Below are 11,904 nucleotides of genomic sequence, written 5' to 3' on the forward strand. Positions count from 1 at the left end.
GAAGAGCCCGGCCCTGAATGCTGAGCTTTAGCTCTGCGTGCTTATCTTGCCCTTCGCTGGAGCGATCAGGCGAAGAACTGGCGCGGCGATGAGCAGCGCCGCTGCTGTCGTGATGACGGCCACCCAAACAGGCCCTAGCGCGCCGGGCACCGAGCCAAGCGAAGCTGCGGCGAGAACGGGGCCTACCGCCGCCCCCATGTTCAGCGCTGCGGTCGCGTACGACCCCGCCATAGTGGGTGCTCCCGTCGCAGCATAGAGCACGCGCGTGATCAGCGTGCTCCCAATAGCGAACCCCAAGACGCCCTGAACGAACACGATCCCCAGCAGTGCGACGGGTTGAGTGGCGAAGACCGCCAACGCGACCCACCCGAACAGGAGAATGCTCCCACCGGCCACGATGACGAGGCGGGGCCGAGTATCCGAGAGCCGGCCAGCAGCAGTGACGCCGATGAAAGAACCGACTCCGAAGAGCACCAGTGCCACCGGCACCCACCACTGGCTCAGACCGGCGGCGTCTGTCACTATCGGCGCAAGAAAGGTCAGCATCGCGAATGTGCCAGCATTCACCAACGCAGCGAGAGTCATGGTCAGAAAGAGCCGCGGGGAGGCAAGTTGCGCCAGCTCCGTTCGCAGCGACGGCGCCGACGCTTCCGCTGTCGGTGATTCGTCAGCTCGGGTGGTGAGGCCCGCTGCGATTCCGATTGCGGCGGGTACGCAGAGGGCTGCGATCGCCCAGAAGGTCGACTGCCAACCGAGTGCGGTGCCGAGTAGCGCGCCCGCGGGAACGCCAGCTACGGTCGCCACAGTGGTACCTGCGAGTAGCACCGCCACGGCTCGGCCTGTGGCGCCCGGTGCCACGAGCTTTGTCGCTGCGCCCAGCGCGACCGCGAGAAAACCCGCGTTCATGATCGCGGCGACCACGCGCGTGATGAACAGCACAGTGAAGTCGGGTGTAAGGGCCCCCGCAACATGGGCGAGACCGAATACAAGCACGCAGCCCAGAAGAGTAGCTTTTGTGGGCAGGCGACGGGTGAGCGCGGCCATCGTGGGTGCGCCGAGAAGCATACCCGCGGCGAAGGCCGATGTGAGCAGGCCCGCCGTTCCAACGGAGACGCCGAAGTGGGTGGCGATGTCGGGCACGAGGCCGGCGAGCATGAATTCAGAAGTGCCCATGGCGAAGATCACCAGGGCGAGCAGATAGAGAGCGAAGGGCATCGAAATAGCTCCGAAGTGAGAGTACGAACAAGAACGTCTCGTCACTGCGGTCAGCGCCCTAGGCGACACCCGAATGTCGTGCTGCGCGATGTGCAATCAGCAGCAGAATTATGATTCAGTGGAGGTGAGGGGCTGACGGCGTGACCGAAAGCCCCTGAGTGTCCGATTCAGGGCTCGACATGCTGCTCACTATAGCCGCTCCTCGATGCCCCGTGCCAGGAGCGTCGACAGCCAGCTCACAAGTAGTGGTTAGCTCAGTAGTCGACATCCTTCGACAGTGGGCCTATGCAGGGTGTTGGCTATCAGTATAGGATTAGTGTTTCTATGCGTTCGGGCTTGGTATGCGCGGTGCAACGAAGCATCAAGAAACATCGGAGAGCTTTCAATGGAGAAGAGACTGCGCATGGGCAGCGTGCTGGCCGGAGCCGCTGTGGCTTCGATGCTCGTGGGGAGCCTGTTGGCTGCGCCCGCTGCCTTCGCAACAGACACGGGGGCGGGATACGCGCCAACCGACGACGCCGGCTACCAGGAGTTCGTCGGGGGTCTCATTGCCGCCGATCAGGCAGTGACAGCCGTCAGCCAAGACGGCGAGGGCAATATCGTCGTTGCGGCTGTTGCGGGCACACTGGCCGAGGGGACTGTCTCACAGCTTGCCGGCTACGAGAACGTCGTGATCGCAGACAGGCCGGCCGTGTTGGCCCACGCCATGAACGATGTCGTTGGCGGTGCGGGCTACGCGGTCAATCGCATGAGCGTGTGTTCCTTCGGATTCAGCGGATGGTCTGCCACAGGCACCCCCGCGATCATCACCGCAGGGCACTGCGGGCCAACAGGCAGCGTGATCGACCGCACGCTCCCCAGCAAAGACGACGCACCGTTTTTTCCGGGCCGCGAGCCGGCCTATACCCCCACGCTGATCGACCCGGTCGGCACCATGGGCTTCTCCCAATGGGGCGGGCCCGCGGGCCTTGATGGCGCCGAGGGTGACCTTGACAGCACCGATATCGCGGTGATCGACGTAACCAATGGCGAGCTCAGGCCACTCCCCATGGTGACTGACTGGGGCAGCTGGTCTACCGAAGACCTCTCGCTTTCGGGAACGCCGGTGACCGCCGTTGGTACGGCCAAAGTGGGCGACAGCATCACCCGAAGCGGCCGATCGACAGGTGTCGCCAATGGCACGGTGCAGGCCGATGACGCCGAAACGGTGGTCGAAGACAAGTCGTGGGCGCGGGTCTGCGAAGTCGTCGACCCTGTGCCAGCTGGCTGTCACTGGGTGTACGGCTTCTGGACAGACGCCGTCAGCAGGCCGGGCGACTCGGGCGGCGCGTACATGCGCGGCACGACCGCGGTGGGTGTGCTCTCAGGGGGAAGCGAGGAGTTTAGCTTCGCGACCGACCTAGAAAACGGCCTGCGCCTCACGCCCGGGTACACCGTCATGCTCGATCTCGCGGAGCCCGCTGTGACTTCTGCGGCGGCCGTTGCGCCAGGCGGGGTCGTGCGGGGCACCGGCGGTGCCGGGCTCACGCTCACCGTCGCGACAGCAGCGAGCACCTTCGACGTTCCGATCGCCGGCGACGGGACGTGGAGCTTCGCTGCGCCGACAGCCGCCGGTGCCGTCTCATACGTGCTGCAGGCACGAGACGCGGGGTTCAACCGCTCCGACGAGGTGCCCTTCACGCTCACCGTCGACCCGGCGCTGCTCGCACAGCCCGCCATTGCTGCCCCGGCGAACGGCGCAACAATCGTTGGTCAGCCCGTGACTTTCGCGGGCACGGGGGAGCCGACGTCGACAATCACACTCTCCGGCGGCGCAGCGGCGTCGACAACCGTCGCGGCAGACGGGGCCTGGTCGGTCACCACGAGCGTCGACTACGGTGCGGCGACGGTCACCGCGACGCAGTCGATTCACGGCGGCTCAGCGACAACTGACGTGAGCTTCACCGTTGCTCCGGCGGCACCAGCGGTCACCGGGCTGAACGACGGCGCCGAGCTCGCTGAGTCGCCAACGCACATCACCGGAACCGCGGTTCCGGGCGCAACTGTCGCGGTCGTGCTCGATGGCAAGGCGCTCGCGCAGGTCGTCGCGCGAGCCGGCGAAGGGGAACGCTCGGGCCTCGGGGCGTGGAGCGTTGCAGTGCCCGGCGTGCTCGCAGCCGGCAAGCACGAGCTGAGCGTCACGCAGGCTGTTGGGGGTGCGGTGAGCGAGGCAACCCGCGGGACGTTTAGCGTCGCGGCGTCGGTGACGCCGACGCCGAAGCCTGCGACGAAGACGCCGACGGGGCACACGCCAGATCAGCCGGGTGCAGGTTCAGTCGGCGTGCTGACTGCGACCGGGTTTGACGCTCAGGCTGCGGCACTCGCCGCAAGCCTCGGGGGAGCGGTGCTGCTCGCTGGAGCAGCGCTGTTGATCTGCTCGCGACGGCGGCGGAGCACTTCGCTGCGCAACTGAGCCGGCCGCCCCAGTGTAGCTGTCGTCGCTACTGCCTCTCAGGGCGCAGCGCGCGCCGCATGAGCTTGCCGCTCGACGTCGTTGGCAGGGTTTTCACGAAGTGGATCGCGCGGCGGGGAACCTTGTACGCCGAGAGGCGCTCGCGCGCGTAAGCGAGAACGCTTTCTTCGTCGGCGCTGGCCGGGTGACGACGTCGCCGGTGTGCAGCCAGCCCTCGTCGTCGATCGCCTTGGCCGTCGCAACGGGGTTGTTGTGGTAGCCCTGCATGACGATCGGGCCGCGAATCACGAGCTCGCCCGGCTCGTCGACGGCGCAGGTGCGTCGCGGATCCGCAACGTCGGCGACCCGCGCCTCCACACCCGGTAGCGCTACCCCGATCGAGCCGTGCACGTTGGGCGCGTGCTGCGCGTGCGTCGTGCCGAGCCCGGAAAGCTCGGTCATGCCCCAGAGCTCGATCAGCGGTGCCCCGGTTCGTGCTTCCCGCCGCTCGACCACGGAGGGTGCAATCACCTGGCCCCCGACAATGCTGCGAGTGAGCGTCGAGAGGTCGGCCGTTTCGAGCCCAGGGTCGGCGAGCATCATCGCGTACATCGCCGGAACGCCATCGATGAGCGTCGCGCGGTGCTGGTCAATGAGTGCAAGAGCCCGGCCCGCGTCGAACCGGCTCATGAGCACGACGGTGCCGCCGACAAGCAACACACTGTGAATTGCCATGTTTCCGTAGACGTGGGTCGCGGGCAATGCGGTGACGACGGTGTCAGCGGCAGAGCGCCCGTGCATGGTTGCGGTGTAGGCGCAGTTCAGCAGCAGCGAGCGCTGCGTCTGCATCGCGCCCTTGGGGCGGCCCGTCGTGCCCGAGGTGTAGGCGATGCAGGCGAGCTCGTCTGGTGCCGCCGCGACCGGCGAGAACTCGGGCTGCGCTGGGCGCAGCAGCTCAGAGAAGGGCACGTGCTCGATCGTTCCGGAGGCCGCATCCGAGCGCGCGGCGCCGCTCGTACTGGCGCCCGCAGTGGCCTCGAACACAACGACGAGCCTCAGGGAGTCGAGTCGGGGGAGCGAAGCGGCGACCGTCGCGAGGTGCTCCGTCGACGCGATGAGCACGTTTGACCCGGCATCGGCGCTCACATACTCGAACTCGTCGGCAGTGAGCATCGCGTTCAGCGGGTTCACCACGGCTCCGAGCCGCAGGGCTGCGTGGTAGCTGACGATCCACTCCCACCTGTTCTGCGAGAGCAGCGACACGCGGTCGCCCGGTGCGACCCCGCGTGCCGACAGGCTTGCGGCGAGAGCGGCTGCGCGCCGGTTAAGCTCGGAGTAACTCAGGGCGGCGTCGTCGGTGATGAGCGCGATCTTGTCGGGGAACGCGCGAGCGAGCCGCGCGATTGGCAGCAGGTGTTGGTTTGTTGGCAGTATAGAGAGCGCGGGTTGGAATGCGCTCGTGGTCGTCTGCGAATTCGACAGGCCGCCCGACACCGCCGCAGCAGTAGGCTGAACGCATGAGTGAATCTGACGTTGCACAGCCGCTCGGGAGCCCGATTCCGCTCGAGGTTGGCATCGCGCTCCTCGCCGCAGGGCTGAGCTGGGTTGCCGTGCCAGCGTCAGGCGTGGTGATGCACTGGGACGCAGATGGCGTGGCCGGCTGGTCGATGGGTGCTGTCGGCTATGCGGCGGTCACTGCGATCGTCACATTCGTGCTCGGGCATTTCGTCACGCAGCTGGTGGCCGCGAAGACGGGGCTCGCGGTGACCTGGGCCGCTCCGGCAGCGGTCGGCGTGTTGCTCGTCGGGTACCCCGCGTTCGAGCGGCTGTGGCCTGGCGTCGGGTCGTTCGTGTCTGCCGGTGTACTCGCCGTAGCGGTGTACTTTTTGGGGGTGTGGATCGGATTGCGAGGGAGCGATCGGGGCTCGGGTCGCCCCTAATTCTGACGCCGACCGCTAGGCTGGCCCGATGGTCGACCTCCTCGCGCTCTATGACGCAGAACTCCGCACCGAACCCGAGGTGCTTGGCGCCAGCACGGTGAGACGAATCGGCCCGCTCTGGGCCGCCACCTTTGGTGACGATCACCTGTTCGTCACCTACCAAGGCCTCGATGACCCAGGGGCGCGGGTTGCCGATGTCGCCGGGCTGCTCGCTGCCGAGCCCGCGATCGCAACCGCGGAGTGGAAGGCGCGCTCGCACGACGATGCGCCGGGCCTTGAAAACGCGCTGTCGGCTGCGGGGTTCGTCGCGGGTGAGGCTGAGTCGGTCATGCTCGGCGAGGCAGCGGCGCTGAGCGAGGCCCCGGTACCAGTCGGGGTCACGGTGCGCCGGCTCACGGCGCCGGCGGAGATGCGCGCTGCCCTCGATGTGCAAGACGCGGTCTTCGGTGGAAAACAGTACGCTGAGCGCCTGCTCGCCGAGATTCTCGCGGATCAGGCGGCGGGCGGGGGCATCGAGCTCTGGGCGGCTGAGGTCGACGGACAGTTTGTGAGCGCCGGGCGCATCACGCCCATCCCCGGCACCGCCTTCGCCGGCATCTGGGGTGGTGCGACGCTCCCCGAGTACCGTGGGCGGGGCATCTACCGGGCCCTCACCGCGGCGAGAGTGCGGTCGGCGATGGCGCGCGGGGTGCGCTGGATCCACTCGGACTCGACGGAGGATTCGCGCCCCATCCTCGAGCGCTCGGGGCTTGTGAAAGTCACCGAGACTGTGCCGTGGGAGTGGGAGCGCCCGGCTCGCGAGCTGCGCTGACCGCACCCGCTTCGCTGAACGGATGCGTGCGCCAGTCGATGCAGTCTGTGCGCTGCAGCGTCGTCTGCTAGCGCGAAGCTCGGCGGATCACACTACCGTAGCTGTCGAGAGCCCCGAGGAACCCGCGGTGCTCCCAGACGCGATTGCGTGCTCTCCCCGAGCGCTCGGTGAGTACTTCTCGCTCGGCGAGCGTGTTGAGCGCGCGAAGCGCGGTCATTTCCTGAAGATTGAGCGTGTCTCGCAGGTACCGAAGATTCACGACCGGTTGGCCCACCAGCTGCGGCAGTACTTTCCATGCAGCAGACTGCTTTCTCACTCCGGCGAGCAGCTCGCGTGACCGCTCGAGCTCGAGCGCAAGGGCATCGAGGAGGTCTCGACCCGTGGCTGCCGCGAAGCGTGCTGCGTCGGCAAAGCGACGCATAATGGGCCCGGCGTCGCCAGCTCGGTAGTTCGTGAGCGCTGCAAAGTAACTGGACGTGTCGACGAGCAGCCCAGCCGAGAGCGGTACCGTTGCGTGGGTCGCCAGGCCAAGGCTCCGAAGCATTGCGTGCGACAGGGCGCGCCCCGTTCTGCCGTTGCCGTCAACGAACGGGTGAAGAGTTTCGAACTGCGCGTGAGCGATCGCCACCTGAGCCAGCGCGGGGAGATCGGTGCGCCGAATGAACGTCACCAGGTCGTCCAAGGAAGCCGGGAGGTGGCTGTGGTGCGGTGCGACGAATTCGGCACCGATGGGGCCTGCGTTGTCTCCGCCGATCCACACAGCTTCTTCGCGGAGGCGGCCAGCGTGCGCAGACAGCAGGGCATCTCTGCTGAGTAGTTCGCGATGCATGCTGAGAATCGACTCGGTGTCGAGGCTGTCGGCCAATCGGAGGGCTGCCTCCATTGCGCGCACATTGCCGACAACGAGCCTCGCATTGTGCTTGTCGCTTTCAGCGATTTCGGCGAGGGCGAGCTGTTTGGCCGATGTCGTGAGGTGCTCGATTTGGCTGCTCGAGGCAGACTCGGTGCGCAGCAGGACTGCTGACATCGGCCCGAGCGCGGGGGATTGTGCGCCCAACCGAAGTCGCGAGTAGTGATCGAATTCGGTGAGTGCGCGGGCCGCATCCTCCATATCGGCCGCGATCGGCGCCGAAAAGTCGAAGCGCCTATTCGCGATCGATGGCGGAACTGCGGCCCGGTATGCACCGGTCTGTCGCGCGGTCTCAGCGCGACTGTAGCGTTCGGGAGCTCGTGGGATCCAGCTCAGCGTCTCGTACTCGAGCGCGGGAACGGCGACTGGAGGGTAGGCACCCCCGGTCGTGTCCTGTGTATCCGTGCGCATGGTGCAACTGTACCAACACTTGAGTGAGAAAGTGTTGGTAAGGTGTGCATTTGCCCTCACTTTGCCGGGGTGCAAAGCGGGCCTTGGATCACGACACCAGGGGAATGGTGCGGGTGCTTGCGGGGAGCTTTGTTGCGCTGCTCGACGATAACGTGCACGAGGTGTGACGCGGTGGAGCGTGCGTGGGTATTTGACGCCGGGCGCACGTCGTTCGCGCATCCGCTGCTAGATTCTGGGCATGGAGATTTGGACGCCGCGATGGACGATCACACCCCCTGCCGCTGCTCGCCCTGGGAGCCGTTTTGGGGGAGTGCCTGTCGGGCTGTCCGCTGAGCGTTGGCCGATCTGTGGGGAGTGCGACGAGCCCATGACACTGCTCTTGCAGTTGGCTGCGGGGCCGTGGCTCCCGCGAATCCCTGACGGTCACGTGCTCCTCGTGTTCAAGTGCGAGGGCGACGATGGATGCAGTTTCTGGGAGCCGGACGACGTGGCGAACCGGACGCTGCTGCTGAGCGCGGGTGAGATCTCGGGCGATGATGCGGTGCCGCCCCCGGCCGCGCCGAACGCATCTCCCGTGCTTCCACGGCTCTGGGTTGCCGGCTGGGAACGCTCGGACGACAGGCTCACTGCTGAGCAGGCTGCCGCGATCGACGACCCAGATCGGTTCTGGGATCTGCCCGAGGAGATTCAGAGCGGTCACGACTTCGACTCGGCCAGGCTCACGAAGGCAGGCGGCGCCCCATACTGGACGGGCAACGGGCCGAGCGCTGAACCCGAGGGGGAGCGGGCGCTGCTGTTTCAGATCGACAATTGGGTCACGGCGCAAGAACCGGGGGGCGCGCTTGCCGCGCACGTCGCTTCGGAGCAGGCTCACCGCCCGGGCGAAAGCTACGCACAGGTGCACGAATCATCGCTGACTGCGGCGAATTTCATGAGCGACGGCATCGCATTCCTATTCGACGTGACACCCGGCGCTGAGATTCCGACACCGCGCCTCGTCATCAACAGGTGAGCTGCTGAAGTTTCGACGAAGCGCTTGCTGCGAGTGCAGGCGCAGGTGGCCCCGTCACTGCCGGTCGGCCTCGATCTCCCGCACGTGCACGCGCACCAGGTCCTCGATGAGGTCGGTGGCGAGCGCGGTCTCGGGAGTGAACTGGATCGCGTGTTCCGTGGTCTTGTAGCCGGAGAGTCGCTCACGCAGCTCTGCGATGGCCCACGACGAAGGGTAGAAGCTCAGGTGCTTCTTTGACGCGGTGAAATAGACGAGTGCGCGGCCTCGGTGCTTCAGTGTCGGCATCCCATAGCTCACGGTCTCCTCGAGGCCGGGCACGAGTTCCTTCACCAGTGCACGGATCCGCTCGAGCTCCGCGCGGTACGAGGGGTCAAGCCGGGCCAGGTATTCCTCGACAGTCTTCGCTTTCTCAGCCATATCGCGAGCATAGTGGAGGATTCGCGGGCGTGACCCTGCCGAATACCCTCGGGGCGGCTGGGATGGGAGTCAGCGGCGAAGCGTGTCGGCGATCCGCTCGGCGGCAGCCAGGTCGCGCACAACGAGCTGTACGCCTGACCCGTCTTGGGTGCGGCACGTCACCGCCGCGCCGCCTCCGAGGTTCAGGCGGATGAGCCTCGTCGCTCCCTCGCGAACAGGAACCGCCGGCCAGTTGAGCGACCCGGGGTTCATCCCGTCATCTGGAGCCACGATGACCGAAGACAGCGCAGACAGCGGGATCTCACGGCTGTACAGCGGTGCGCGAAGCCGCACAGATTCGTCATCAACGGTGACGGCGATGCGTGCTCCCCACGCGTACCACGCTCCAAGGAGGAGGATCGCGGCGAGAGCGATCCACGTCGCCCACGACTCGGTCGCGAGGAGGATTACTGCGACAAAGGCCGCCGCGACCCCCAGCGCGACGAGCGGGCCGACGAGTGCCGTGCCGCGGGCGCGCTCGGTGTGCGTGAATGCCGCCGATTGGCTTCGTTGTGGTGAATCTTGGCGCTGCATCACGCTCCGTTTGGGAAGAAGGGTGGGGGACTCCGCACGCACTGCCTGAGCTCGCGGGGTGGCCGTGCGGGCCGGGTGCGGGCGTTCTGGGGCGGAAGTCGCTGCTCATCAGTCTACGGGCGCCGGACGGCGCGAGTGAGACGTGCGAGGGCGCGGTTATTCTGGCAAGCAGAAATACGGCAATATTTCCCCCCGCAAATGTGCAACTCGGGTGCTGGCGAGGGTGCAGAGTGAGAAGTAGCCCAGAAAGATCACAGCGTGAGTGGTCTGGCACACACTACAAAGGAGTCACGATGACTGCATTCAAAGACGATCTCGAGGCAGTAGAGGCGCTCAAGGCAGAGCACGGCGCGAGCTGGGAGCAGATCAACCCTGAGTACGTCGCTCGGATGCGCGCCCAGAACCGCTTCAAGACCGGCCTGGAGATCGCTCAGTACACCGCCGACATCATGCGCACCGACATGGCCGAGTACGACGTCGACTCGTCGGTCTACACGCAGTCGCTCGGCGTCTGGCACGGCTTCATCGGCCAGCAGAAGCTGATCTCGATCAAGAAGCACCTGAAGACCACGAACAAGCGCTACCTGTACCTCTCGGGGTGGATGGTCGCGGCACTCCGCTCGGAGTTCGGCCCGCTGCCCGACCAGTCGATGCACGAGAAGACCTCGGTGCCGGCCCTCATCGAGGAGCTCTACACCTTCTTGCGCCAGGCCGATGCCCGCGAGCTCGACCTGCTCTTCACCCAGCTCGACGACGCGCGGGTCGCCGGCGACGAGACCGCCGTCGAGTTCGTGCAGTCGCAGATCGACAACTTCGAGACCCACGTCGTGCCGATCATCGCCGACATCGACGCCGGTTTCGGTAACCCCGAGGCAACCTACCTGCTCGCGAAGAAGATGATCGAGGCAGGTGCCTGCGCGATCCAGATCGAGAACCAGGTCTCCGACGAGAAGCAGTGCGGTCACCAGGATGGCAAGGTCACCGTGCCGCACGAGGACTTCCTCGCGAAGATCAACGCAGTCCGCTACGCGTTCCTCGAGCTCGGCATCGACAACGGCGTGATCGTTGCCCGCACCGACTCGCTCGGCGCAGGCCTCACGCAGAAGCTCGCCGTCACGAACACCCCGGGTGACCTCGGCGACCAGTACAACTCATTCCTCGACGTTGAAGAGATCTCGGAAGATCAGCTCGGCAACGGCGACGTCGTCATCAAGCGCGACGGCAAGCTGCTGCGCCCGAAGCGCCTCGCGTCGAACCTCTACCAGTTCCGCTCAGGCACCGGCGAGGACCGCTGCGTGCTCGACTGCATCACCTCGCTGCAGAACGGCGCTGACCTGCTCTGGATCGAGACCGAGAAGCCGCACGTCGAGCAGATCGCCGGCATGGTCGACCGCATCCGCGAGGTCATCCCGAACGCGAAGCTCGTCTACAACAACAGCCCGTCGTTCAACTGGACGCTGAACTTCCGCCAGCAGGCGTTCGATCAGCTCGCAGAAGAGGGCAAGGACGTGTCGGCGTACGACCGCGACAAGCTTATGGCAGTTGAGTACGACGGCACCGAGCTCGCAACCCTCGCCGACGAGAAGATCCGCACCTTCCAGAAGGACGGCTCGGCCCGCGCAGGCATCTTCCACCACCTCATCACCCTTCCGACCTACCACACTGCGGCGCTGTCGACCGACAACCTCGCGAAGGGCTACTTCGGTGACGAGGGCATGCTCACCTACGTTCGCGACGTGCAGCGCGAGGAGATCCGCCAGGGCATCGCGACGGTGAAGCACCAGAACATGGCCGGCAGCGACATCGGCGACAACCACAAGGAGTACTTTGCAGGCGACGCAGCGCTGAAGGCGGGTGGTAAAGACAACACGATGAACCAGTTCTAAACCGTCTCCCGGGCTGAATCCCGCACAGACGAACAAATTTCCCGCACACGGGGGTTCGGCTCACGCCGGGCCCCCGTTTGTGTTGTGCGGGTCTGCTGAAGCGTTGGCGGTGAAATCTACGAGAGCGTGACGCTCGAAAGCGGAACGACGATCGTGATTGAAGACGTGCCGCTCGGCCAGACCGAAATCGATGCGGCCGACTACTGCACGGTCGCCGGTGAGACCGACGAGCTCAACCCCACCATGCGGCTCATCGTTGAAGCGGGCGGCTGCACGCTCGCAGACTGACGGCCATCCC

General features: G+C 66.0%; 11 protein-coding genes and 1 pseudogene. 6 read left to right on the top strand and 6 right to left on the bottom strand.

Annotation, left to right across the window (positions count from 1 at the left end):
- Positions 1–27: 27 nt before the first annotated feature.
- Positions 28–1,215 (bottom strand): Cmx/CmrA family chloramphenicol efflux MFS transporter, encoded by a 1,188-nt coding sequence (locus ABD115_RS05585; protein ID WP_343959053.1) that lies wholly within the window; start codon positions 1,213–1,215, stop codon positions 28–30.
- Between the two features lie 385 nt (positions 1,216–1,600).
- On the opposite strand from ABD115_RS05585, the gene ABD115_RS05590 reads away from it, so the two are divergent.
- Positions 1,601–3,667, top strand: coding sequence for a hypothetical protein (locus tag ABD115_RS05590; RefSeq protein ID WP_343959055.1), 2,067 nt, complete (start codon positions 1,601–1,603; stop codon positions 3,665–3,667).
- A gap of 28 nt (positions 3,668–3,695) precedes the next feature.
- Here the strand turns inward: ABD115_RS05590 and ABD115_RS16600 are convergent, their stop codons facing one another.
- On the bottom strand, positions 3,696–3,983 hold the full coding sequence (locus tag ABD115_RS16600; protein WP_382403223.1) for an AMP-binding enzyme: 288 nt from the start codon (positions 3,981–3,983) through the stop codon (positions 3,696–3,698).
- Positions 3,932–5,185 (bottom strand): annotated as a pseudogene (locus ABD115_RS05595) (class I adenylate-forming enzyme family protein); the annotation flags it as partial. The pseudogene ABD115_RS05595 and the gene ABD115_RS16600, both read right to left, overlap by 52 nt.
- On the opposite strand from ABD115_RS05595, the gene ABD115_RS05600 reads away from it, so the two are divergent.
- Together ABD115_RS05600 and ABD115_RS05605 are read left to right on the top strand one after the other, a co-directional pair.
- A complete protein-coding gene (locus ABD115_RS05600; RefSeq protein ID WP_343959059.1) occupies positions 5,164–5,586 on the top strand; it encodes a hypothetical protein in 423 nt (140 codons plus the stop codon). The pseudogene ABD115_RS05595 and the gene ABD115_RS05600 sit on opposite strands and share 22 nt — an antisense overlap.
- Positions 5,587–5,614: 28 nt before the next feature.
- Positions 5,615–6,397: a GNAT family N-acetyltransferase gene (locus tag ABD115_RS05605; RefSeq protein ID WP_343959061.1), complete on the top strand. Its 783-nt coding sequence runs from the start codon at positions 5,615–5,617 to the stop codon at positions 6,395–6,397.
- Positions 6,398–6,464: 67 nt separating this feature from the next.
- On the opposite strand, the gene ABD115_RS05610 is transcribed toward ABD115_RS05605, so the two are convergent.
- Complete coding sequence (locus ABD115_RS05610; RefSeq protein WP_343959063.1) at positions 6,465–7,718, bottom strand: Fic family protein; 1,254 nt, start codon at positions 7,716–7,718, stop codon at positions 6,465–6,467.
- 367 nt (positions 7,719–8,085) lie between these two features.
- Here ABD115_RS05610 and ABD115_RS05615 point away from each other — a divergent pair, with 367 nt between their 5' ends.
- Positions 8,086–8,730, top strand: coding sequence for a hypothetical protein (locus tag ABD115_RS05615; RefSeq protein WP_343959065.1), 645 nt, complete (start codon positions 8,086–8,088; stop codon positions 8,728–8,730).
- A 54-nt stretch (positions 8,731–8,784) separates the two neighbouring features.
- Here ABD115_RS05615 and ABD115_RS05620 read toward each other — a convergent pair whose 3' ends face one another.
- Positions 8,785–9,147, bottom strand: a complete 363-nt coding sequence (locus ABD115_RS05620) for an iron chaperone (RefSeq protein ID WP_343959067.1) — start codon at positions 9,145–9,147, stop codon at positions 8,785–8,787.
- A gap of 69 nt (positions 9,148–9,216) precedes the next feature.
- Positions 9,217–9,720, bottom strand: a complete 504-nt coding sequence (locus ABD115_RS05625) for a hypothetical protein (protein WP_343959069.1) — start codon at positions 9,718–9,720, stop codon at positions 9,217–9,219.
- Between the two features lie 293 nt (positions 9,721–10,013).
- Between ABD115_RS05625 and ABD115_RS05630 the strand changes: the two genes are divergently transcribed.
- Both ABD115_RS05630 and ABD115_RS05635 read left to right on the top strand, forming a co-directional pair.
- The gene (locus ABD115_RS05630; protein ID WP_343959072.1) at positions 10,014–11,606 is read left to right on the top strand and encodes an isocitrate lyase; all 1,593 of its coding nucleotides are present in this window, start codon (positions 10,014–10,016) and stop codon (positions 11,604–11,606) included.
- A gap of 126 nt (positions 11,607–11,732) precedes the next feature.
- Positions 11,733–11,894, top strand: coding sequence for a hypothetical protein (locus ABD115_RS05635; protein WP_343959074.1), 162 nt, complete (start codon positions 11,733–11,735; stop codon positions 11,892–11,894).
- The last annotated feature ends 10 nt before the right edge of the window (positions 11,895–11,904 follow it).

The sequence above is a fragment of the Leucobacter albus genome (genome assembly GCF_039528015.1).
Classification (GTDB): Bacteria; Actinomycetota; Actinomycetes; order Actinomycetales; family Microbacteriaceae; genus Leucobacter; species Leucobacter albus.

Excerpts from the sequence above, each read along its gene's own strand:
- ABD115_RS05620 (WP_343959067.1), bottom strand. The coding sequence starts at position 9,147 with ATGGCTGAGAAAGCGAAGACTGTCGAGGAATACCTGGCCCGGCTTGAC.
- ABD115_RS05625 (WP_343959069.1), bottom strand. The coding sequence starts at position 9,720 with ATGCAGCGCCAAGATTCACCACAACGAAGCCAATCGGCGGCATTCACG.
- ABD115_RS05590 (WP_343959055.1), top strand. The coding sequence starts at position 1,601 with ATGGAGAAGAGACTGCGCATGGGCAGCGTGCTGGCCGGAGCCGCTGTG.
- ABD115_RS05630 (WP_343959072.1), top strand. The coding sequence starts at position 10,014 with ATGACTGCATTCAAAGACGATCTCGAGGCAGTAGAGGCGCTCAAGGCA.
- ABD115_RS05585 (WP_343959053.1), bottom strand. The coding sequence starts at position 1,215 with ATGCCCTTCGCTCTCTATCTGCTCGCCCTGGTGATCTTCGCCATGGGC.
- ABD115_RS05600 (WP_343959059.1), top strand. The coding sequence starts at position 5,164 with ATGAGTGAATCTGACGTTGCACAGCCGCTCGGGAGCCCGATTCCGCTC.
- ABD115_RS05605 (WP_343959061.1), top strand. The coding sequence starts at position 5,615 with ATGGTCGACCTCCTCGCGCTCTATGACGCAGAACTCCGCACCGAACCC.
- ABD115_RS05615 (WP_343959065.1), top strand. The coding sequence starts at position 8,086 with ATGACACTGCTCTTGCAGTTGGCTGCGGGGCCGTGGCTCCCGCGAATC.
- ABD115_RS05610 (WP_343959063.1), bottom strand. The coding sequence starts at position 7,718 with ATGCGCACGGATACACAGGACACGACCGGGGGTGCCTACCCTCCAGTC.